This is a genomic window from Streptosporangium sp. NBC_01755 (assembly GCF_035917995.1).
Classification (GTDB): Bacteria; Actinomycetota; Actinomycetes; order Streptosporangiales; family Streptosporangiaceae; genus Streptosporangium.
The window spans coordinates 1,469,643-1,491,885 of the sequence record NZ_CP109131.1 but is presented as its reverse complement, the minus strand read 5'-3'; the positions used below and the strand labels follow the sequence as shown (position 1 = coordinate 1,491,885).

Here is a 22,243-nt window from a genome sequence, read left to right as displayed (position 1 = left end):
AACACAGGCGCAGCAAAGAGAGCGCCATTAGCCGGTAGGTTTACCTCTTAAGCACGCCATGATTCACAATTCCTCGTGAACGGGAGATCGGTCGCAATGTCGCCCTACCTGCTCGGCTTGCGTCTCTCCGGGCGGCGGGTGCTCGTCGTGGGCGGCGGGCGCGTCGCCCAGCGGCGGGTGCCGGCGCTGCTCGACGCGGGCGCCCTGGTCACCATCGTCTCGACGAGCGTCACGCACGCCCTCGACGATCTCATCGCGACAGGCCGCGTGACCTGGGAGACCAGGCGCTACCAGGCCGGCGACGTCGACGGGGCCTGGCTGGTGCAGGCCTGCACGGACGACCACGAGGTGAACGCCGCCGTGGCCGAGGAGGCCGAGGCGAAGCGGATCTGGTGCGTGCGCGCCGACGACAAGGACGCCTCCGCGGCCTGGACCCCCGCCAGCGGCAAGGTGGACGAGATCAGTGTGGCCATCACCGCCGGAGGCGATCCCCGGCGCGCCGCCGGGATCAGGGACGCCGTCGTGGGAGCCCTCAGGGACGGTACGGTCGACGCCCGGCGCAATCGCACCAAGCCCGTGGGCGTCGCCCTGGTCGGCGGCGGACCCGGCGACCCCGGCCTGATCACGGTCCGTGGGCGGCAGTTGCTGGCCCAGGCCGACGTGGTCGTCGCCGACCGTCTCGCTCCGCAGGCCCTGCTCGACGAGCTCTCCCCGGACGTCGAGCTGATCGACGCCGCGAAGATCCCCTACGGCCGCTACATGGCCCAGGAGAGGATCAACGAGCTGCTGATCGAGCACGCCAAGCAGGGCAAGTTCGTGGTCCGGCTCAAGGGAGGCGACCCGTTCGTCTTCGGCCGAGGCGGCGAGGAACTGCTCGCCTGCGCCCGCGAGGGCATCCCGGTGGTCGTGGTCCCCGGCATCACCAGCCCGGTCGCGGTCCCGGCCGCCGCCAACGTGCCCGTGACGCATCGCGGTGTCAGCCAGGAATTCCACGTGATCTCCGTACACGTCCCGCCGGGCGACGAGAGATCCACGGTCGACTGGCCCAATTTGGCCAGATCCGGCGGCACGCTGGTGCTTATGATGGCGGTCGAGCGGATCGGGGTGATCGCCGAAACGCTGATTCATGATGGACGTTTGCCGGAAACTCCCGTATTGGTGGTACAGGACGGTACCCTTCCGACCCAGCGCGCTCTTTACGCCACGCTGTCCACCGTGGCGGAGCGCGTAAGCGCGGCTGAGATTCGGCCACCTGCGATCGTGATCGTCGGCGATGTCGTGAAGGTCGGCCAGGAGATCGAGATGGTTCGAGCGGAGCAAGTACCGTGAAATCGGCTTCCAGCAGGCCCCCCCATTCAGGTGGCGGCCGTGACCCTCGCCTCGCCGGCACCCCCCCGGAGCCACTCGACGACACCCCGTCGGATGACCAGGAATCCCCCGGCGAGCAGACGGTGACCTTCGGCGCCATCCGTCCGGACGACGACGCCGCCTCCATCCGCGCCCGCACCCGGCCCTCCGCCGGTGCGGCCGGTCCCGCCGCGCCCTCCGGCGGAACAGCGGGTCCCGCCACGCCTCCGGGCAGGAAGGCCGGTCCAGCCGCCCCGGGTGGGGCGGTCGGTCCAGCCGCCCCGGGTGGGGCGGTCGGTCCAGCCGCCCCGCCTGCTTCCGCGGAGGCGATGGCGGCCTTCCACGCCGCCGCGGCTGCCGCCCAGGCCACGATCGCCGCCATCACCACCTCCCGGGAAACGGTCAACCCCACCTCCGCCGGCGCCCCGGGCGGCCGTCCCTCCGGTGCCTCCCGCAGCGGTCCCGGTACGGCCTCGTCGGGCACTGGTACGGCCTCGTCCGGCCCTGGTACGGCCTTGCCCGGTGCGGCCCCCGGTCCGAGCGCCTCCCCGGCAGCCTCCCGCGGCGGTGCCCCCGCCCCCCAGAAGGCTCCCCGTGGCGGTGCTCCCGCCCCGCCGGGTGCTCCCCGTGGAAGCGCTCCCGCCCCGCCGGGGGCGGCCCCGGGGCAAGGCGCCCATCCTTCCCCCGATGCTTCGCGTGGCGGTGGCCCTGCCACCGCTCCTCCCGGTGTCCCTCCGAGGCCGGGTGCTCCCGCCTTCCAGGGGGGTTTTGCGAGCGCTTCTCACGGGGACGATCCCGCCATCGGTTCTCGCGGTGCGATTTTCCGTCCGGGCCCCGCTTTCCAGAGCGTTCCCCGTGCCGGTGGTGGCCCCGTCGCACCTTCTCCCGGTGCTCCTGTTCCCCAGGCCGGTCCCGGTGCGCTCTTTCGCCCAGGTGCCCCCGTTCCCCCGAGCGCTCCCCGTGCCGGTGATCTCGGGGGTGGTGCTTCGAGTTCCGCCCCCGGGGAAGGTGCCGGGATCTCCTCCCGTACGGCGAATGACGGCTTTTCCCCCCGGTCCGAGGACGGGCGGCCACGCGCCGAGGCCACCGCTCCGCCCCTTCGGGTGAGCAGACCCCAGGAAAAGCAGAAGGAGCCCGAGAAGGACGCCGAGTCCGACGAGGTCGTCGTCCTCCTCACGGATGACGGTGAGACCGGGGACGCGCCCCGTGAGGGGCATCGCGACGGGTCGGAGAACGGAGCGAAGAGCAACGCCGGGATGCCGGGCGCCGGCGGAGCCGAGGATGGCGGCGAGGTCGGAGAGCGGGCCCTGACCGGCGACGGGGCTCAGCGCGACGCCGAGCCCGCTGAGATCGATGAGCGGACTCCGCGGGAGAGCGAGACCGGTGGGACCGGTGGCGCGGCCCGAAGTGATGGCGAGCCCGCCGAGACCGGCGACGAGACTCATGGCGACGAGACTCATGTCGATGAGGCTCACGGTGAAGAGACTCATGGCGACGAGGCTCACGGTGAAGAGACTCATGGCGACGAGGCTCACGGTGAAGAGACTCATGGCGATGGCGATGGCGAGGCCGGAGCCGAGGTCCTGGACGGGGCCGGCGACGCGGACGAGAACGACGAGAACGACGAGGACGGCGGGAGCGGGAAGGCCGGAGGCGGGAAGGACGCGGGGTCGCCGGGCGACCGGACGCGGGAGACGCCGCTTCCCGACGCCGTCTCCGAGGCCCTGAGCAGCGCGCTCACCGCCGTACGTGCCGGTGTCACCGATCTCGGCTTCGGCCTGGACATCCCCGGCGCCGAGGAGGCCAGGCGGGTCCAGAGTGAGATCCTGGCCCAGCTCGACGACTACGTGATCCCCCGCGTCCACACGAGCACCGCGCCCGCCCTCGTCGTGGTCGCGGGCTCCACCGGCGCGGGCAAGTCCACGCTCCTCAACACACTGGCCAACGCCAGGGTCAGCGCGACCGGCGTGCGCCGTCCGACGACCGGAACGCCTGTCCTGGCCTGCCACCCCGACGACCACGAGTGGTTCGCCAAGGGCGACATGCTCGGTAGTCTCCGGCGGCTGAGCGAGCCCGACCCCGAGGCGGCCTCCGGCGGCCTCGTGCTCGTCTCCACCGAGCGCCTCCCTCCCGGCGTGGCACTGCTCGACACCCCCGACATCGACTCGGTGGTCGAGGAGCACCACGAGATCGCCCACCGCATGCTCGACGTGGCCGATCTGTGGATCTTCGTCACCACCGCCGCCCGCTACGCCGACGCCCCGGCCTGGCGGCTGCTCCGCCTGGCCAAGGAACGCGGGGCCAAGCTGGCCATCGTGCTCTCCAGGGTGCCGTCCAAGTCCAGAGAGGTGATCACCAAGCACTTCGTCAGGATGCTCACCGAGTACGGTCTCGGAGAGGTCGACCGGTTCGTCGTCAACGAGGGCAAGGTCACCGACGGCATGCTCCCCGACCACGAGGTGAGCGAGCTGCGCCTCTGGCTGACCGAGTTGTCGGTTGACGAGCGGCGTCGAGAGCAGGCCGTACGGGCCACCCTGGACGGGGTGCTGAACAGCTTCCGCACTCGTGTCCCCGCCCTGGCCAAGCAACTGGAGATCCAGGTCGCCTTCCGCAGGGATCTCCGCGCCGACGTGGAGAGCGCCTATGCCCAGGCGCTGGTCGAGATCGACGAGAGCACCGGCGACGGCTCGCTGCTCCGGGGTGAGGTTCTCGCCCGCTGGCAGGACTTCGCCGGTTCTGGCGATCTCATGCGTACCCTCCACCTGCGCAAGCCCGGCCGCTTCGCGGGCAAGGCGAGCCATCAGGCACCCGAGCGGCTCAGCGCGCTGAAATCCGCGCTGCGGACGGGATTGGAGTCGGTGGTCGTCTCCGCGGCGCAACGGGCCGCGGAGGAGGCCGCCTCGCGTTGGTCGAACCGTCCGGGCTCGCAGGGGGTCCTGGCGGTGGCCTCCGATCTCGGTCGCGCGTCCGACAATCTTCCACGCAGGGCCGGCAGGACCGTCGCGGCCTGGCAGGAGCACATCATCGAGCTGATCCGCACCGAGGGTGTGACCAAGCGATCGGTGGCCAGGGTGATCTCGTTCGACGTCGAGTCCCTGGCACTGATCCTGACCATCGGGCTGCTCGGTTACGGCTCCTCGGAGGTACGGAACGGCGCCGGCGCGCTGCCGCAACGGCTGGTACACGCACTGCTCGGCGCTGAGTCGCTGCGCAACATCGGGGTGAAGGCCCGGAGCGATCTCCGCGCCCGGATCGGCATGCTCTTCGACGACGAGACGGCGCGTTACATCCAGGCTCTCGACAGTGCCGGCATACCGGATGAATCCGCCGCTACTCGCCTTTACCAGGCAACGTACAACCTTGAGGTCGCCCGATGAGTGTTGGCACCACCCAGTCAGGCCAAGGCCTCGGCAGCCGGCTCGCCGCGCTGGCTCGGATCGTGGAGCTGGGGGCGGGCAGGGTCGAGCCCAAGCTCCTCACCGAGTCGGGGCAGCTGCTGCTGCGCGCAGGTGACAGGCTCAAACTCTCCTCGGACCACACGGTGGTAGCGCTCGCGGGGGGTACGGGCAGCGGCAAGTCGACACTGTTCAACTCGATCTCCGGCCTGGAGCTGTCGCCGACGGGAGTGCGCCGCCCGACCACGGCCCGTACCCACGCCTGCGTCTGGGGCCTGGACGGCGCCGGACCACTGCTCGACTGGCTGCAGATCCAGTGGCGCCACCGCTTCGCGCGGGCCAGCGCCCTGGACCGCGGGGAGAGCCGGCTGCACGGGCTGATCCTGCTCGACCTGCCCGACCACGACTCCATCCGGGCGCTGACCGACACCGAGGCCGACCGGCTGATCCAGATCGCCGACCTCGTCGTGTGGGTGCTCGACCCGCAGAAGTACGCCGACGCCTCCACGCACCGGCGCTACGTGACCGATCTGGCCGGGCATGAGGCGGTGACGATCTTCGCGCTCAACCAGTCCGACCGGCTGGAGGAGGAGGAGCTGACCGAGTGCGTCGCGGACCTGGAGGACCTTCTTTACCGCGAGGGGGTCGAGCATCCCGTGGTCGTCACCACCTCGGCGATCACGGGCACGGGCGTGGACGACCTCAAGGCCGTCCTCGCCGAGACCGTGTCCAGGCGCAGGGCCGCGACCCAGCGCCTGGAGGCCGACCTCGACCGGCTGACACTCCGCCTGGCGAAGGTCATGCCCGCCGACGGTACCTTGGCGCCGCCCTCCTCCATTGACGACGCCCGCCGGATCGGCCTCACCGATGCCCTCTGCGACGCGGCCGGAGTCCCCGCCGTCGGCGAGGCGATGGAGAACGTGTACGCCGCGAGGTCCGGTGAGTGGATCGGCTGGCCCTACACCCGCTGGGCGGCGAAGCTCCGCCCTGATCCGCTGAACAGCCTGCGCCTGGGCGACCTGCGAGACGAGATCCGCGGCCTGACCGGTGGTTCGGTCAGCGCGCAGCCGGCCGAGGTGGACACCGCCGTCCACGCCCTCGCCGACGGCCTGACCTCCGGCATGCACGAGGCGTGGCAGAACGGGGTCAGGGACGCCGCGCGCTCCCGCTCGGCGCAGCTGCCCCAGGTGCTGTCGGAGGAGCTCTCGGAGGTCGCACCACGCCTGGACAGGGTTCCTGGCTGGTGGCGGTTGCTTCTCGCCTGGCAGTACCTGCTGGTCCTGCTCTTCGTCGCGGGCCTCGCCTGGGTCGGCGCGGCTCTGGCCTACGGCGTGTTCGGCGCGGGGAGGCCGCCGGCGGGGCTGGAGCTGTTCGGCGACGTCGCCTCGCTGCCGTGGGTGGGACTGATGATGTTCTCCGTACTCGGGCTCGGGTTGCTCACCGCGGTGGCCAGCCGCAACTTCGTCGTACTCGGCGCCGGCAACGAGCGTGACGCGCTGGAGCGTGAGATGCGCCGCAGGGTCGCCGGGCTCGCGGAGAGCATGGTGATCGAGCCGGTGGAGCGCGAGCTGACCCGCTATAACGAGTTCTACTCGGCCATGCGGGGCCTGCGAGGCTGATTCCCACCGCCCGGGTACGCGTGACGCCGGCTTGTCCACAGCTTGGCCGCGTGTCCGATGGTTGTCCCCAGAGCGTGATTCGGTTACTCGCGAGGGGAACGGCTCGGGCCATCGTGTCTTTCATGCCGCCGGCACTCGGCCGGCTCTCATGGGAGGCACGATGAACGACATCCATGTCACGCTGACCGGTAATGTCGCGGCCACGCCGCGCCAGCACACCTTCCCCGACGGCTCCCGGGTCACCTCGCTCAAGATCGCCTCGACGAGTCGTTACTTCGATCGGGAGAACCAGCAGTGGCGCAACGGCGAGACGACCTACTTCGGCGTCCGTTGCTTCCGCGGGCTCGCCGACAACGTCGCCCAGTCGGTCCAGCTGGGCCAGCCCGTCGTCGTTCAGGGACGGTTGCGGATCCGCGAGTTCACCCACGAGGGCGAGCGCCGATTCATGCCCGAGGTGGAGGCCAACTCACTCGGACACGACCTGCGCTGGGGGCTCGGGAGCTTCAGCAAGCCACAGCGCGGCGGCCCGGTCGCGGCGCTGGGCAGCGCGGAGCGGAGCGAGCTCGACCGCGAGACGTCCGACTGGGCCATGAGCGGTGGCGCCCCCGTGGACGCGGTGGCTCTCGGCGCCTCCTCCCCGCTGAAGGTCGGGCTCGACGACGAGCGGGCCGCGCCGACCGGCGGGCCGGCCGAGAGTGGTGCGATTCACGGAGACGCCGCTGAGGCTGCCTCAGGTGCGGTGGATCACGACTCCGCCGGGGAGAAAACGGAGGAGGGAGGGGCCGTGACCAGGAGAAGGAAGGCGGTGAAGGGAGCCACGAAGCGCGGAGACGCCGCGGGGGCCGACGACTCGGCTGCGGGGGGCGCCGGGGAGGAGACGGCCGGGGCAGTGCCGGGCGCGGCGAAGGTCCGCCCAGAGGTGAGTGATGAGACGCCCTGGCCGATGCGGGAGCGTGTGGCGGCCTGAGCCGTTTCCCGCCGGGAGGCCCGGGACGCGGGCCTCCCCACCCGATCGGCCATCCGAGGCCGGAGAGGTGTGCGGAGAAAACGTTCGAGACGGGCGGGAGATCGAACTTCGGGCAGAGGAATGAGCACGGGTCCGGGCAGAGGAATGAGCACGGGTCCGTGCAGAGGAAGAACACGGGTCCGTGCAGGGGAAGAACACGGACAGACGGACAGGGGGTGGGCACAGATTCGAACGGAAGATTTCGAACGGAAGATTTCGGACGGAAGATGAGGACGGGCGGGCGTCCGATGAAGGGGGACTTCGCAGGGGCAGGATGTCTGACGGGGTACAAGGCCTCGCACGGAAAGGGGCCTGGTGCGAGCGGAGTGAGGGGGGACCGGCCGGGCATGGTCGGTGTCTCGCCGCGGAGACGCGGAGGCGCGGAGAGGCCGAGATAACCAGCCGATGGTCTTGCCCGTGTCAGATGCCCAAGACACCTGTTAGGTCCAGGTCACGCCCCGCAGCATGGCTTGCTCCTTTCCCACACGGCCCGCTCGCGAGCGAGCGGTTTCCAAAACGTAGGTCAACCGGTGGGCTGGCCCACTCCGTCAAAGGTAGCGGTTCCCATCGCGCGTCGCACACTCCGCAACTATTGTGTTACACATCGTTAGTCGGAGAGGGGGACGACATGGCGGCTCCTAGTCACACCTCGGTCAAACCGCGCGACGGCATGACACCCTTGGTCGACCGCTGGCCCTTGCTCGGACAGCGTCGCCCGCTGGTCGGCTACCTCTGCGGGGTAGTGGCGCTGGATCTCGCCGCGATCGTGTTCTTCGTGGTATCCGGTGTTTTCCGCTGGTCCGATGTGCTGACCTTCACCGCGCTGATGGCGTGTGGAGCCGTGTGCATCGAGGCGACCCGGAGGCTTGGCATGCCGGCCGGCGTCCACCGGGACCTGCTCTCCGCCTGGTGGCTGCCCGCCGCACTGCTCCTCCCGCCGCTCTACGCTCTTCTGGCGCCCATTCCGCTCCAGTTCCTGCTGCAGAGGCGGGTGCGTGCGACGGTTGTCTACCGGCGGGTCTTCAGCTCGGCGGCGATCGGCCTGGCCGGATGTGCGGCCTCCCTGCTCTTCCACACCGCGGTCGGCGACCTGAGCGCGCTGACCAGAGGCGATGGGGGGCCGATCCTGGTGGCCGTCGGCTGCGCGGTCCTGTTCACGGTGATCAACACCGCGCTGATCGCCATCGCGGCGCACACCGCCGACCCCGACAGTCGCTGGCGGGAGGTCCTGTGGAACCGGGAGAATCTGCTCCTCGACGTCGTCGAACTCTGCCTCGGCGTCACCATCTCCATCACCTGCGGGCTCAATCTGGCTCTGCTGGTTCTGGCGTTGCCTCCCGTGGTGCTGCTCCAGCGCAGCCTGCTTCACGCCCAGCTTCAGGCCGCGGCCCGCACCGACCTCAAGACCGGCCTGCTGAACGCCGCGGCCTGGCAGCGAGAGGCCGACACCGAGATCGTCAGAGCGCGTCGCACGGGTGAGACACTCGCGCTGCTGATCGTCGACATCGACCACTTCAAGAGGGTCAACGACACCTACGGTCACCTGATCGGCGACCAGGTCCTCGTCGAGGTGGCCGACACCATCCGCAGCCAGCTGCGCGACTACGACGTGGTGGGCCGGTTCGGCGGTGAGGAGTTCGTCGTCCTGCTGCCCAGAGCCGACGTGACAGAGGCCCGCAGGGTTGCCGAGCGGCTGCGCTCCCGGGTGGGACGGATGGCGGTCCCGGCCGACGACAACATGATCACCGTGACCATCTCGGTCGGTGTCGCGATCATGAGCGTGCACGGGGACGACCTGATCGAACTGCTCGCCGCGGCGGACCTCGCCCTCTACCGAGCCAAGGAGCTCGGCCGCGACCAGATCTGTCTGTCGGCCACCATCGTGCCTCCGGCCCGCAGGCCCGGATCCGAGGCCGCCCCTAGCTGAACTTTCCAGGCCTTAAACTAAAGGCATGCCGGAGTACATCTACACACTGCAGCGCGTGCGCAAGGCGCACGGCGACAAGGTCGTCCTAGACGACGTGACGCTGTCGTTCCTACCGGGTGCCAAGATCGGTGTCCTGGGCCCCAACGGCACCGGAAAGTCGACGCTGCTGAAGATGATGGCGGGCCTGGAGCAGCCGTCCAACGGCGACGCCCGGCTCATGCCCGGCTTCACCGTCGGCATGCTCCAGCAGGAGCCCCCCCTCAACGAATCCAAGACCGTCCTCGGCAACGTCGAAGAGGGTGTCGCCGAGACCAAGGCGATGCTCGACCGCTTCAACGAGATCGCCGAGCTGATGGCCACCGACTACAGCGACGAGCTGCTCAACGAGATGGGCAAGCTTCAGGACGCCCTCGACCACCGCAACGGCTGGGATCTCGACAGTCAGCTGGAGCAGGCGATGGACGCCCTCCGCTGTCCCCCGCCGGACGCCGAGGTGACCCAGCTCTCCGGTGGAGAGCGTCGCCGGGTCGCCCTCTGCAAGCTGCTCCTGGAGCAGCCCGACCTGCTCCTGCTCGACGAGCCCACCAACCACCTCGACGCCGAGAGTGTCCAGTGGCTCGAGTCCCACCTGGAGAAGTATCCGGGCACCGTCCTGGCCGTCACCCACGACCGCTACTTCCTGGACAACGTGGCCACCTGGATCCTGGAGCTCGACCGCGGCCGTTGCCACCCGTACGAGGGCAACTACTCCACCTACCTGGAGGCCAAGGCCGCGCGGCTCAAGCTCGAAGGTCAGAAGGACGCCAAGCGCAAGAAGCGCCTGGAGGAGGAGCTGGAGTGGGTCCGCTCCAACGCCAGGGCCCGCCAGACCAAGAGCCGGGCGCGCCTGCAGCGCTACGATGAGATGGCCGCCGAGGCCGACAAGTACCGCAAGCTCGACTTCGAAGAGATCCAGATCCCGCCGGGCCCGCGTCTGGGCACCACGGTCATCCGGGCCGAGAAGCTCACCAAGGGCTTCGAGGAGCGCGTCCTGATGGAGAGCCTCTCCTTCGACCTGCCGCGTAACGGCCTCGTCGGCATCATCGGCCCGAACGGTGTCGGCAAGACCACTCTGTTCCGGATGATCACCGGTGGTGAGACGCCGGACAACGGTGCGATCATCGTCGGTGACACCGTCAAGATCTCTTACGCCGACCAGAGCCGGGGAGGGATCGACCCGGCGAAGAACGTCTGGGAGGTCGTCTCCGACGGGCTCGACTACATCAAGGTCGGCCAGGTCGAGATGCCGTCGCGCGCCTACATCGCCGCGTTCGGGTTCAAGGGCCCGGACCAGCAGAAGAAGGCGGGCATCCTGTCCGGCGGAGAGCGCAACCGGCTCAACCTGGCGCTCACCCTCAAGCAGGGCGGCAACGTGCTCCTGCTCGACGAGCCCACCAACGACCTCGACACCGAGACGCTCTCCAGCCTGGAGAACGCGCTGCTGGAGTTCCCCGGCTGCGCGGTCATCACCTCGCACGACCGGTGGTTCCTCGACCGCATCGCGACCCACATCCTGGCCTGGGAAGAGGGGTCGAACTGGTTCTGGTTCGAGGGCAACTACGCCGACTACGAGAAGAACAAGATCGAGCGTCTGGGCGCCGACGCGGCCCGGCCGCACCGCGTCACCTACCGTAAGCTCACCCGCGACTGACCCCGCCTCGCCGCACCTGACGCGGGCCGCGTCAGGTGCGCTCCCGGTCGCGACCGCACGATCCGACGAGCTCCCGGTGCCCCCGCCGTACGACGGGAACCGGGGGCTCGCTACGGTTCTGGGTGTGTTTGGACAGAGCATCGCGGACGAGGTCGGCCATGGCCACCGACACGTGTTCCCCAGGGCTGTCAGGTTCGCCGACATCGACTCGCTGGGTCATGTCAACAACGTGCGGTTCCTCGACTATCTGGAGGACGCGCGGTCGGGGATGTTCTACATCGACCCCCAGCGCGAGGGAAACGCTCCTTTCGCCGGACTGGTGATCGCCCGGCATGAGATCGACTACCGGCGCCCCCTCACCTTCCGTCCCGACCCGGTCCGGGTGGAGTCGTGGGTGACGAAGGTTAGTCCGGTGCGGTTCACCCTCGCGTACGAGATCCGCGACGATGACGAGATCTTCGTCAAGGCCCGCTCGGTGCTCGTGGCCTACGACGTGGAGAGTGCCTCTCCCCGGCGGCTGAACTCCGGCGAGCTCGCCTACCTGCGCAGGTTCACCGCGGGCTGAGGCCCTTCCAGGAGCGAGGCCGGCCTCCTGACCCGAGGCCCGTCCGCCGGCCTCCTGACCCGAGGCCCGTCCGCCGGGAGCCGTCAGACCCGAGGCCCGTCCGCCGGGAGCCGTCAGACCCGAGGCCCGTCCGCCGGGAGCCGTCAGACCTCGGGGGCCTGCAGCCAGACCGCGGTGTCCGGCAGGAGCAGGTGGCCTTCCACCGGGGTGCTGCCGATCAGGACACGGTCGTGCGGCGGCAGTCGCACCGGCGCGGAACCACAGTTGATGACGCAGATCAGGGAACCCCGGTTGAGGACGAGGGCGTCCTCCGGGGCCTCCTGCCAGCTGATCTCTTCGGGCAGCGTGCCACGGAGGGCTCGGCGGACGCGCAGGGCCTCCTGGTAGAAGCTCAGCGTCGAGCCGGGGTCGCTCGACTGGCGCTCGGCGGAGAGCACGGTCCACTCGACGGGCTGGGGCAGCCAGGACCGTGTTCCATCGGGCGAGAAGCCGTACGGTTCGGCCATGCCGGACCAGGGGATGGGAACCCGGCAGCCGTCGCGGCCGGGCAGCTCTCCCTTGGAGCGGGCGAAGATGGGGTCCTGGCGGGCCTCCGGGGGAAGACTCTTCACCTCGGGGAGGCCCAGTTCCTCCCCCTGGTAGAGATATGCGGAGCCCGGTAGGGCGAGCATGGCGAGCAGCGCCGCGCGGGCGCGGGCCAGGCCCGTCGTGGAATTGGTCAGGCCGTCACCGTACCGGGTCACGTGGCGGACCACGTCGTGGTTGGAGAGCACCCAGGTGGGAGCGGTCACGGCGGCCAGCGTGTCATCGATGATCTTCTTGAACGCGGGCCCGGACCAGGGGGCCTCCAGCCAGGCGAAGTTGAAGCTCTGGTGGAGCTCGTCGGGGCGAAGGTAGAGCGCGAGATCCTCGACGGAGTCGGTCCAGACCTCGCCGACCGCCACCCGCTCGCCGTCGTAGGAGTCGAGCACCTTGCGCCAGGCGCGGTAGACCTCGTGCACCTCGGGCCGTCCCCAGATCGGCGACTCGGCCTTGAACGCCTGGTCCTGCGGCGGGGTGTCCGGCAGCTCCTCGGCCTTGTACAGGCCCATCGCCACGTCGATCCTGAACCCGTCCACCCCCCGGTCGAGCCAGAACCGCAGCACGTCGAGGAACTCGGCGTGCACCTCGGGGTTGCGCCAGTTGAAGTCAGGTTGTTCCGCGGCGAAAAGGTGCAGGTACCACTGCCCGTCGGAGGTCTTGGTCCAGGCCGGGCCGCTGAAGGTCGACTGCCAGTTGTTGGGAGGCAGATCACCGCCGTCACGGAAGATGTAGCGGTCGCGTCCCTCGCCGAGCAGCGCGGCCTGGAACCACGCGTGAGCCGAGGAGCTGTGGTTCGGAACGATGTCCACGATCACCCGGAGCCCGAGGCGATGCGCCTCGGCGACGAGCTCGTCGAAGTCGGCGAGCGTGCCGAAGAGGGGGTCGACGTCACGGTAGTCGGCCACATCGTAGCCACCGTCGGCCATGGGGGAGCGGTAGAAGGGGGTCAGCCAGATCGCGTCCACACCGAGTTCGGCGAGGTACGGCAGGCGCTGCCGGATGCCGGGCAGGTCGCCGACACCGTCTCCGGAGGCGTCGGCGAAGCTGCGAACGTAGATCTCGTAGACGACGGCATCACGCCACCAGGGGGATTCCATGTGCTTTGGACTGCCCCCGCTTGACGATTTTTATGCGTCAGGGGCGTTGATCATGCTGCTCGCCGCGTACACGAGATAGTCCCAGAGACGTTTCTCCAGGTCCTCGGGGAGTTCCAGGGAGATCACCGCGTCGTGCATGTGCCTGAGCCAGGCGTCGTGCTCGACCGAGCGGATGACGAACGGGTTGTGCCGCATCCGCAGGCGCGGGTGGCCTCGCTGTGCGCTGTAGGTGTTGGGGCCGCCCCAGTACTGGATGAGGAACAGGCGTAGTCGCTCTTCGGCCCCGTCCAGGTCATCCTCGGGATACAGCGGCCGTAGCACCGGATCGGCCGCCACTCCCTGGTAGAAGTGGTGCACGAGACGTCTGAAGGTCTCTTCGCCGCCGACGGCGTCGTAGAAGGACTGGGATTCCCCGGGGATAACGGACACGTCCCCAGCCTAATCGACGTCAGCCGGCGATCGGGATTTCGGCGTGGTCGAGGGCGGACTTGACCCGGATGCGGAGCTCGCGGGCGACCTCCGCCTGCCGGGAGGGGATGGTCTTGACGCTGACCCTGAAGATGACGGCGGTTTCGGAGATCTGCTCGATGCCCCAGACCTGCGGCTCCTCGACGATGATGGAGTCGCGGAAGGCGAGGTCGTTCCACATCTCGTCGGCGACCTGCTTGAGCAGGTCGCGGACCACGGGGATGTCGGAGGCGTAGGCCACGGGCACGTCTACGGTGGCGCGAGACCAGCCCTGCGACGCGTTGCCGACGCGGGTGATGGTGCCGTTACGGATGTACCAGACCCGGCCGTCGCTGTCGCGCAGGCGGGTGATGCGCAGGGTGACGGCCTCCACGGTGCCGATCGCGGTACCCGCGTCGATCACGTCGCCCACGCCGTACTGGTCCTCCAGAAGCATGAACATGCCTGCGATGAAGTCCTTGACGAGTTCCTGGGCGCCGAAGCCGACCGCCACGCCCAGAATGCCGACGCTGGTCAGCAGGGGGGCGATGGGGACGGAGAGCCGATCCAGGACGGTCAGCACGGCGGTGCCCAGGATGATGATCGAGGCGACCGGCTTGAGCACGGAACCGATGGTCTCGGCCCGCTGTCTGCGCCGCTCGGCCACGATCGCGTCGAGGCCCTCGGGGGTCACCGCCTCCCTGCCGCGCAGCCGTCCCGCCAGGGACGCACGCTCGGCGGAGGCCTTCCGCACCACCCGGCTGATCAGCCGGTGCGCCACGTTGCGCAGGAGCAACGCGATGATCACGACCAGCGCGATGGCGATCATGCCCGCGATCACGGGGGCCGCCCAGCTCACGGGTACGATCATCTGCACGAAGTCGCAGATCATCCCTCCGCCGTTCCCGCAGCCCTTTGTCAATCCCGCGCTCATGTCGATGAGTTCCTCGACCACGACTCCGGGGCCGGGGGTCGGGGTGACGCTGGTGCTGGGGGTGGTGCTGGGGGTTGGGCTGGGGCTGGGGATGGGCGTGGGGGAAAGCAAGAACACGGAGTGGATCCCTCTCGGATCGGATCGACGGGTCAGACGGGCGAGTCATGCGACCTACCCATATTGCCGATCGAACCGGCCTCCGTCACATCACGCCGGGGAAGACGGGGACATTCGGATCTGGGGCCGCGGGGGCGGACCCGGATGCCCCGGTGACGGGCGGCCCGGACGGGACACGCACCCGGAAGCGTGTCCCGTGCCGTTCCCGAGGGGGATCCCTCCTACTCACCGCCCGGACGAGAGACCAGGCGGCAGCCTTTGCCTTACAGCAGTTCGTGGCTTCGGCTCGGGCGAGCCTCAGCGGTTCCGCCGGTGGAGGCCCGCGCGTGTCAGGCCGGTGGTCCTTCGTGGGACGCGGCGCGGTTGAGCGGTCCGGCTCGGACGATTCGGAGCCGACGGGGTGACCAGCGTCCGAGGACGCTCCGCACCGGTCCCCCCGTCGGCTCCGCCGGGCCGTGGTAGGCGCGGCGCGTCGGGCAGGTGAAGCCCTCCGCGCCGCTCACCTCATTCCCCTACCGCGGCGAGTACGCGTGCGACCTTGGTCGCGGCACCGGCGGGGTCCTCCACCGTGTGCATCCGTTCACCCCAGGACCACCAGTAGTACCAATCCCGGTGGCTGGGGGCGGCCTGTGCTCGGCAGGTGACGTTCTCCGCCAGGCTGGTCGCCTTCGGATTGATCACACGCACGAACGCGCGGCCGGAGTGGGTCCGCACCACACGGGCGTGCAGCCCGCGGCAGTCAAGCTCCGTCACCAGTCGCTCCAGGTGCCGGAAGTCGTCTTCACCCACCTCGCCCCTCCTCGTGGTTTTGGTTCGCCGGCACCGAATCGTGTTCGCTTGATCACGCCTTCGGTGCTGCTCGCCAAAGATGACTCACAGTGGCCCCATGGGTCAATTCAGGGAAAACCCAGTTCAGGGTGGGCGTTGTGCCAAGTAGGTTGAAAGAAACAGTCCGCCGGGGGACGATTCTTAGCCGACGGCTTTATTAGCACGTTCCGGATGAGTCAAACGTGGTCCATCATTCTCGGTAGGCGTAGTGCGACGAATAGATCACACTGTGTCAATGGAGAGAGGACCGGTCGGGACTAAGTGTGCCAGCCAGCCCAGCTGGCCGCGAGAGAGGGGCCGGTATGTCCGGCAGGCAGCACAGGGAGACAGAGCTGGCACGGCAGGTCCGGGCCCGTGGCCTGGCCGTCGGGAAGTCCTCGGCGCAGATAGCCGGGGAAATCTACGAGAAATGCAATTCGCAATTCGGGACTACCCGGGTTAAAGGTCACCGCCTTGCCCATGGTGTCGCCCTCGCGGACGTCATCGAACAGATACGGGCGCTGTTCGAACGCGACGGCAAGTCGGCCCCTGGCATCGGTGAGACGCTCCTGTCCGCGTACGAGAGCGGATTGAAGCGGCCCGGTCCCGAGTACCTGCACTACCTGTGCTCCGCCTACCGGGTCGAGCCGGCCTCCCTCGGGTACGACGGCCCGTGCATCTGCGGCCACGGCCACAGAATGCCCGGTGTCGTCCGAGGCGATCTCCAGGATGGAAGACCCGACACATCCCCTGATCCGCGCGAGCTGCTGATCCAGCCGATCGGCTTGGAACTTTCCGCGGATGGGAGCGAGGAGGACGAGAACGTGTTACGGAGGACACTCTTACAGCTCCTGGCCGGCAGCGGCATCGCGCTGGACGGACAGGTGCTCGGATCAGTGGAGAGCATCCGCAGACGGATGGACGACACGCTGGTTTCGGCCACCGTCTCGCCCGCGATGCTCGACCAGTGGGAGGAATCCACCATCGGCTTCGGCCGTCAGTACATGAACACCCCCCCGCTCAGGCTGCTGTGCGACGTGATGCTGGAGTTCAGTGCGGTGCGCAAGGCCATGGAGCGGCGCCAGCCGGTCGACCTGCAGGAACGGCTATGTCGCATGGCGGCCCAGCTGGCCGGTCTGAGCGGAATGATCATGGTCAATCTCGGCGACCACAGGCTTGCCCGATCCTTCTTCAGGACCGGCAGGACCGCCGCGGACGAGACCGGCGACCGTGCGCTGAGAGCGTGGGTCACGGCCAGGGAGGCTCTGGTCCCGCTCTATTACGGTGACCCGCGCGAGGCGCTCAACCTCGCGAAGAAGAGCCGTGACCTGGCCGGGCAGACGCCCTGCGCGGCCCAGGCCATGGCCCCGGTGGTCGAGGCCCGTGCGCTGGCGATGATGTCGGGCACGGGCAAGAAGGACGTGGTCGACCAGGCGAAGCGGGCGCTTTCCCGGGCCAGGGTCGCCTTCTCCCAGATGGCCGCCGCGGACCAGGACGACGCCACCTTCGGCTACACCGAGCGACAGCTCTACTTCCACCAGGGAGACGCGCTGGTCAAGCTCGGGCAGGCGATGGAGGCCGACCTCATCCTGGAACAGGCGCTCACCAAGTACGGCCCGACCGACTGGCTCGACCCGACCTTCATCAAGTTCGACCGTGCCCAGTGCAAGATCCTTGAGGGTGATGTGGACGAGGCGCTGGACATCGCCCAGCGCACGATCTCGGGTCTCGATGAGGCGTGCAGGCCCGACATCCTCATGCAGCGCGCCCACGAGGTGGGCAGGCAGGCCGAGGTGAAGGCTCCCGGGCATCCCAAGCTCAAGGTCTACCTGGAATCGCTGCGCGGTCGCGGCGCGTGGCCGGAGGACTCGGTGGCCGGCGGGGGTGGCAGTTGAGGCCGAGGCTTCGGCGTTATCGCTGGTCCGACATCGAATCCGTCTGGGCACTCCACCAGATATGCCTCGCCCAGGTCGGCCTCGCGCCAGGGGACGGTGTCTACTACGAGGACGATTTCCCCAGGATCCACGAGATCTACCTCGCCGACCGGGGAGAGTTCCTCGTGGGTGAGACCCCTGCCGGGCGTATTGTCACGATGGGCGGGCTCCGTCGCGTCGACGACCAGACCGCGGAGATGTGCCGCATGCGGGTTCATCCGGAGTTCCAGCGTCGTGGGTTCGGCGCCCAGATGGTCGTCGCGCTGGAGGCGCGGGCGATCGAACTCGGCTACGTACGGCTTCGTGGGGATACCACCCTGAGTCAACCGGCGGCGATGGAGCTCTACCGCAAGTTCGGGTGGCGCGAGGTCCGCAGGGAAGAACGAGGGGGATCTGTGGTGATTTATGGAGAAAAAGATCTAATGGCCGCTATGTCCACATTAATGAAGTGACCTGAACTTAGGCCGCTTCACTATTCGGCATTGCCAATTCGTGAAATATTCGAATAATTGTTCTTTGTGTCTATCGCCGTCCTCGGGTGAGTGCGATGAAAAAGATCATTGTTCACAAATTTGGCGTGTCCAGGCTCGGTGGCATTGCCAGCGCCATCCACAAAGGGTGAGATTCTCCCCGGCCGGGGGAATCGTTCTCTGCCGACCGCGGCCCTCGATCTTCGAGATCGAGGGCCGCGCCATACGGTATTTCCGGGTTTGCCCGACGGTCGCATCACCCCAGCCGGGTGACGCGGGAGACGACTTCCCGTAGGTCCGGGGGCTCCAGGCTGTCGGGGAGCTCGGCCATCTCCTCCGTTGAGAACCAGCCGAAGCCCAGGTAGGTGGTGTCCTCCTCCGCGCTGAGCGACCCCGGGCTCACCTCGGGAGTGCCCTCGAACCTGGCCAGGTAGAACCGTTCGGTCTTGGCGTAGTGGACGCCGAGCCAGTGGAAGTCCCGGCGTACCGGCACCCAGCGGTCCACCACCGCCTCGCCGGGCAGGCCCGTCTCCTCCGCGAGTTCCCGCCGTGCCGCGTCAAGGGGGGGCTCGCCCGGGTCCATGCCGCCGCCCGGTGGCTCCCACAGGCGTCGGCCGCCGACGGTGTCACGCCAGTGCATGAGAAGCACCCGGCCAGAGGAGTCCACGCAGATCACCCGGGCAGCGGGCCGGTCGTTCGGCTGAGGGGCGTCCATAGGTCAGGGACGCTACCATCGCCGCCCCGTCCGGGGGATCCGTGCGGACTCCGCCGGCCGGGGGACCCGTGTCCGGGTGGCTCTTCCCACCTCCTGGCTCGCCGCGTGCCGACCGGCTGGGTGTGGCACCGGGATTCGCTGTACTCTGCCCAGGTCAGGTGGAAGTACCTTACGATCCGACCGCTCCAGCTCAAGGGTGAAGGCATGAGTTCCAGGGCCGAGTTTGTGTTGACGCTGTCCTGTCCGGACCGTCCTGGCGTGGTGGCGGCGGTCTCCGGTCTCCTGGCCGGACGGGGCTGCAACATCATCGAGAGCCAGCAGTTCGGTGATGCCGTGACCGAGCGGTTCTTCATGCGGGTGCAGTTCGCCTCTCCGTTGCCCGATGGGGAACTGCGCGAGGCCTTCGCCGCGCTCGCCCCCGAGTTCGGCATGGATTTCAAGCTGCGGGAGGCGTCCGTCAAGCCGCGTGTGCTGGTGATGGTCAGCAAGTTCGGCCACTGCCTGAACGACCTGCTCTACCGGACACGCTCGGGCCTGCTCGACATCGAGATCGTCGCGGTCGTCTCCAACCACCCGGATCTGCGGCCGCTCACCCAGTCGTACGGCATCGACTACCATCACCTGCCGGTCACGCCCGAGACCAGGTCCAGGCAGGAGGCGGAGGTGCTGACCCTCGTCGATCACTACCAGGCCGACCTGGTGGTGCTCGCCCGCTACATGCAGGTGCTGTCCGAGGACCTCTGCGTCAAGCTCGCGGGCAACGTGATCAATATTCACCACTCGTTCCTGCCGTCGTTCAAGGGCGCCAAGCCCTACCACCAGGCGCACTCCCGTGGCGTGAAGCTGATCGGCGCGACCGCGCACTATGTGACCGCCGACCTCGACGAGGGCCCGATCATCGAGCAGGAGGTCGCCCGGGTCAACCACACCCACTCCGCGGACGACCTCGCCGCCATCGGCCGCGACGTCGAGTGCCAGGCCCTGGCCCGTGCCGTCCGCTGGCACACCGAGCAGCGCGTCCTGCTCGACGGCCACAAGACGATCGTCTTCCCCCGCTAGCGTCCCGTTTCCGCCTGTCGCCCGGCGGGTGTCCGAAGGCCAGGTTGCCGGATCGCACCACCTCCTCGCTCGCGTGGCTCACGCCGGAGGAGCGCCCCCGCTCCCCCGGGGTGTCCTTGCCATGCCCGCTGGTGTGTTCGGGTTTCTGTCTCTTGCTCATGTCCAGAACCTCATGGATTCGCTGGTTATCAGCAGATTCTCGGCAGCGGGTCGCCGACCAGCAGGTCGACGATGCGGGTGCCCCCGAAGGAGGTCCTCAGCAGGACCAGCCCCGGCGGGTCGTCGTTGATCCGTCCGATGATCGCCGCGTCGGAGCCGAGTGGATGGGAGCGGAGGGCGGCCAGTGCCGCCTCGGCGGCCTGTTCGGCCACCACCGCGACCATCCGGCCCTCGCAGGCGACGTAGAGTGGGTCGATCCCCAGCAGTTCGCACGCCCCCCGCACCACCGGGCGGACCGGAACGGCGTCCTCGTCGAGTACGACGGCGACCTGCGAGGCCCCGGCTATCTCGTTGACGATCGTCGCCACCCCACCGCGGGTCGCGTCGCGCAGGCAACGTACCGCGCCGTCTTCGCAGGCGTCCAGCAGCAGGCCGGTGAGGGCGTTGAGCGGTGCGGTGTCGGAGCACAGGTCGGCTTCGATGTCCAGCTCTCCCCGGGCCAGCATGACGGTGATCCCGTGCTCGCCGATCGGCCCGGACACGATGACCACGTCACCCGGCCGCGCGGCGGCGACGCTCAGCCGGATGGGCCGCTCCAGTGTCCCGATGCCGGAGGTGGTCACGTAGCAGCCGTCGGCCTTGCCCCTCTGCACGACCTTGGTGTCGCCGGTGACGATCCACACGTCCGCCACCCGCGCGGCCTGGGCCATCGAGGCGGTGATGCGCCGCAGGTCGGCGAGGGGAAAGCCCTCTTCCAGGATGAATCCGGCCGACAGGTAGCGGGGGCGGGCCCCGCACATGGCCAGGTCGTTGACCGTGCCGTTCACCGCGAGGTCGCCGATGTCGCCCCCGGGAAAGAAGAGCGGCGTCACCACGAACGAGTCGGTGGTGAAGGCGAGCCCGTCGGTGACCGCGCCGTCCTCCAGGGGTTCCAGCATCGGGTTGCGGAACGACTCCAGGAACACCGCCTCGATCAGGGTTTGCGTGGCCTTGCCGCCCGCGCCGTGCGCCAGGGTGATGAGCTCCTCCCGCACGCGCGCCCTGCGGCGCCGTACCCGCTCGATCCGGTCCAGGACCTGCTGCTCCCGGTCGGATGTGTCGGGGCCGCCTGCCTTTCTCGTCCGGTCCAGGACCCGCTGCTCCCGGTCGGATGTGTCGCCGCCCGTCTTTCTCGTCCGCTCCAGGACCCGCTGCTCCCCACCTGGCCCCTCGCCCGGCCCGGCGTAGCCCTCTCCGTCGTTCACCTCCGAGTCGCCTCCCTGACGCGCTCGCGCGAGAACCGGCCGAAGTTGTAGTACGCCGCGCAGGCGCCCTCGGACGAGACCATGCACGTGCCGATCGGTGTCTCCGGGGTGCACGCGGTGCCGAACACCTTGCACTCCCAGGGCTTGAGCACTCCCTTGAGCACCTCGCCGCACTGGCACGCCTTCGGGTCGGCCACCCGCCCGCCGGGAATCTGGAAGATCCGCTCGGCGTCGAAGGCGGCGTACCGTTCGGTGACCCTGAGGGCCGACTGGGAGATGAAACCCAGCCCGCGCCACTCGAAGTACGGTCGCAGCTCCATCACCTGATTGATGACGTGCAGAGCTTTGAGGTTGCCGTCCCACGGGACCACCCGGGAGTACTGGTTCTCCACCTCCGAACGTCCCTCGGCCAGTTGCGCGAGGAGGCGGTAGACCGTGTGCAGTAGGTCCAGCGGCTCGAAACCGGCCACCACCAGGGGCTTGCCGTAGACACGGGAGATGAACTCGTACGGCCGGCAGCCGATCACGGTGGAGACGTGGCCGGGGCCGATGAACCCGTCCAGGCGCAGGTCGGGGGAGTCCAGGATCGCCTTGATCGCGGGGATGATCGTCACGTGGTTGCAGAAGATCGAGAAGTTCTCGATCCCCTCGGCCTCGGCACGCAGGACGGTCATCGCCGTCGAGGGTGCCGTGGTCTCGAACCCGATGGCCATGAAGACCACGCGCCTGCCGGGATTCTGCCGGGCGATCTTCAGCGCGTCCAGCGGGGAGTACACCAGCCGGATGTCGGCGCCCCGCGCCTTGGCGTCGAGGAACGAGCCGTTACCGCCGGGCACCCGCATCATGTCGCCGAACGACGTCATGATCACATCTGGTTGCTCGGCGATGTGGATGGCGTCGTCCATCCGTCCCATGGGGATGACGCAGACCGGGCAGCCGGGGCCGTGCACCAGCGTGACGGCCCCTGGCAGGTAGTCCTCCAGGCCGTGCCTGTAGATCGTGTGGGTGTGCCCGCCACACACCTCCATGAACTTGTAGTCGCGGCCCGGCTCGCAGAGTGCGGTGATCCGCGCGGCGAGCATCCGGGCCTTCTCCGCGTCGCGGTACTCGTCGACGAAACGCATCAGCC

The 22,243-nt window shown here is 68.8% G+C and carries 17 protein-coding genes; 10 read left to right on the top strand and 7 right to left on the bottom strand.

What is annotated here, in order from left to right:
* Positions 1-96: 96 nt before the first annotated feature.
* The 7 genes from cobA to OG884_RS06610 all read left to right on the top strand — a co-directional run bounded on the left by cobA (position 97) and on the right by OG884_RS06610 (position 11,549).
* Positions 97-1,329 (top strand): uroporphyrinogen-III C-methyltransferase, encoded by a 1,233-nt coding sequence (gene cobA / locus OG884_RS06640; protein ID WP_326643201.1) that lies wholly within the window; start codon positions 97-99, stop codon positions 1,327-1,329.
* A 1,121-nt stretch (positions 1,330-2,450) separates the two neighbouring features.
* Positions 2,451-4,724 carry a dynamin family protein gene (locus OG884_RS06635; protein ID WP_326643199.1) on the top strand — a complete coding sequence of 758 codons (2,274 nt, stop codon included), beginning with the start codon at positions 2,451-2,453 and terminating at the stop codon, positions 4,722-4,724.
* Complete coding sequence (locus OG884_RS06630; protein WP_326643197.1) at positions 4,721-6,361, top strand: GTP-binding protein; 1,641 nt, start codon at positions 4,721-4,723, stop codon at positions 6,359-6,361. Before OG884_RS06635 ends, OG884_RS06630 begins: the two co-directional genes overlap by 4 nt.
* Positions 6,362-6,521: 160 nt before the next feature.
* A complete protein-coding gene (locus tag OG884_RS06625; RefSeq protein ID WP_326643195.1) occupies positions 6,522-7,328 on the top strand; it encodes a single-stranded DNA-binding protein in 807 nt (268 codons plus the stop codon).
* 667 nt (positions 7,329-7,995) lie between these two features.
* Positions 7,996-9,294: a GGDEF domain-containing protein gene (locus tag OG884_RS06620; protein ID WP_326643194.1), complete on the top strand. Its 1,299-nt coding sequence runs from the start codon at positions 7,996-7,998 to the stop codon at positions 9,292-9,294.
* Positions 9,295-9,319: 25 nt separating this feature from the next.
* The gene (ettA, locus tag OG884_RS06615) at positions 9,320-10,984 is read left to right on the top strand and encodes an energy-dependent translational throttle protein EttA (RefSeq protein ID WP_326643192.1); all 1,665 of its coding nucleotides are present in this window, start codon (positions 9,320-9,322) and stop codon (positions 10,982-10,984) included.
* A gap of 124 nt (positions 10,985-11,108) precedes the next feature.
* Entirely contained in the window at positions 11,109-11,549 is a 441-nt protein-coding gene (locus OG884_RS06610; RefSeq protein ID WP_326643190.1) for an acyl-CoA thioesterase, read from the top strand.
* 143 nt (positions 11,550-11,692) lie between these two features.
* Here OG884_RS06610 and OG884_RS06605 read toward each other — a convergent pair whose 3' ends face one another.
* The 4 genes from OG884_RS06605 to OG884_RS06590 all read right to left on the bottom strand — a co-directional run bounded on the left by OG884_RS06605 (position 11,693) and on the right by OG884_RS06590 (position 15,515).
* Positions 11,693-13,228, bottom strand: coding sequence for a glycoside hydrolase family 13 protein (locus OG884_RS06605; protein WP_326643189.1), 1,536 nt, complete (start codon positions 13,226-13,228; stop codon positions 11,693-11,695).
* A gap of 30 nt (positions 13,229-13,258) precedes the next feature.
* Positions 13,259-13,657, bottom strand: a complete 399-nt coding sequence (locus OG884_RS06600; RefSeq protein ID WP_326643187.1) for a globin — start codon at positions 13,655-13,657, stop codon at positions 13,259-13,261.
* 19 nt (positions 13,658-13,676) lie between these two features.
* On the bottom strand, positions 13,677-14,726 hold the full coding sequence (locus OG884_RS06595) for a mechanosensitive ion channel family protein (protein ID WP_326643184.1): 1,050 nt from the start codon (positions 14,724-14,726) through the stop codon (positions 13,677-13,679).
* Between the two features lie 504 nt (positions 14,727-15,230).
* Positions 15,231-15,515 carry a hypothetical protein gene (locus tag OG884_RS06590; protein ID WP_326643182.1) on the bottom strand — a complete coding sequence of 95 codons (285 nt, stop codon included), beginning with the start codon at positions 15,513-15,515 and terminating at the stop codon, positions 15,231-15,233.
* Positions 15,516-15,856: 341 nt separating this feature from the next.
* Between OG884_RS06590 and OG884_RS06585 the strand changes: the two genes are divergently transcribed.
* Both OG884_RS06585 and OG884_RS06580 read left to right on the top strand, forming a co-directional pair.
* The gene (locus OG884_RS06585; RefSeq protein ID WP_326643180.1) at positions 15,857-17,428 is read left to right on the top strand and encodes an XRE family transcriptional regulator; all 1,572 of its coding nucleotides are present in this window, start codon (positions 15,857-15,859) and stop codon (positions 17,426-17,428) included.
* A complete protein-coding gene (locus OG884_RS06580; protein ID WP_326643178.1) occupies positions 17,425-17,919 on the top strand; it encodes a GNAT family N-acetyltransferase in 495 nt (164 codons plus the stop codon). Before OG884_RS06585 ends, OG884_RS06580 begins: the two co-directional genes overlap by 4 nt.
* A 274-nt stretch (positions 17,920-18,193) precedes the next feature.
* On the opposite strand, the gene OG884_RS06575 is transcribed toward OG884_RS06580, so the two are convergent.
* The gene (locus OG884_RS06575) at positions 18,194-18,652 is read right to left on the bottom strand and encodes an NUDIX hydrolase (RefSeq protein ID WP_326643176.1); all 459 of its coding nucleotides are present in this window, start codon (positions 18,650-18,652) and stop codon (positions 18,194-18,196) included.
* A 204-nt stretch (positions 18,653-18,856) separates the two neighbouring features.
* Between OG884_RS06575 and purU the strand changes: the two genes are divergently transcribed.
* Entirely contained in the window at positions 18,857-19,711 is an 855-nt protein-coding gene (gene purU / locus OG884_RS06570) for a formyltetrahydrofolate deformylase (RefSeq protein WP_326643174.1), read from the top strand.
* Between the two features lie 188 nt (positions 19,712-19,899).
* Here the strand turns inward: purU and hypE are convergent, their stop codons facing one another.
* A complete protein-coding gene (gene hypE, locus OG884_RS06565) occupies positions 19,900-21,114 on the bottom strand; it encodes a hydrogenase expression/formation protein HypE (protein ID WP_326643172.1) in 1,215 nt (404 codons plus the stop codon).
* Positions 21,111-22,238: a hydrogenase formation protein HypD gene (hypD, locus tag OG884_RS06560; protein ID WP_326643171.1), complete on the bottom strand. Its 1,128-nt coding sequence runs from the start codon at positions 22,236-22,238 to the stop codon at positions 21,111-21,113. Before hypD ends, hypE begins: the two co-directional genes overlap by 4 nt.
* Positions 22,239-22,243 lie beyond the last annotated feature (5 nt).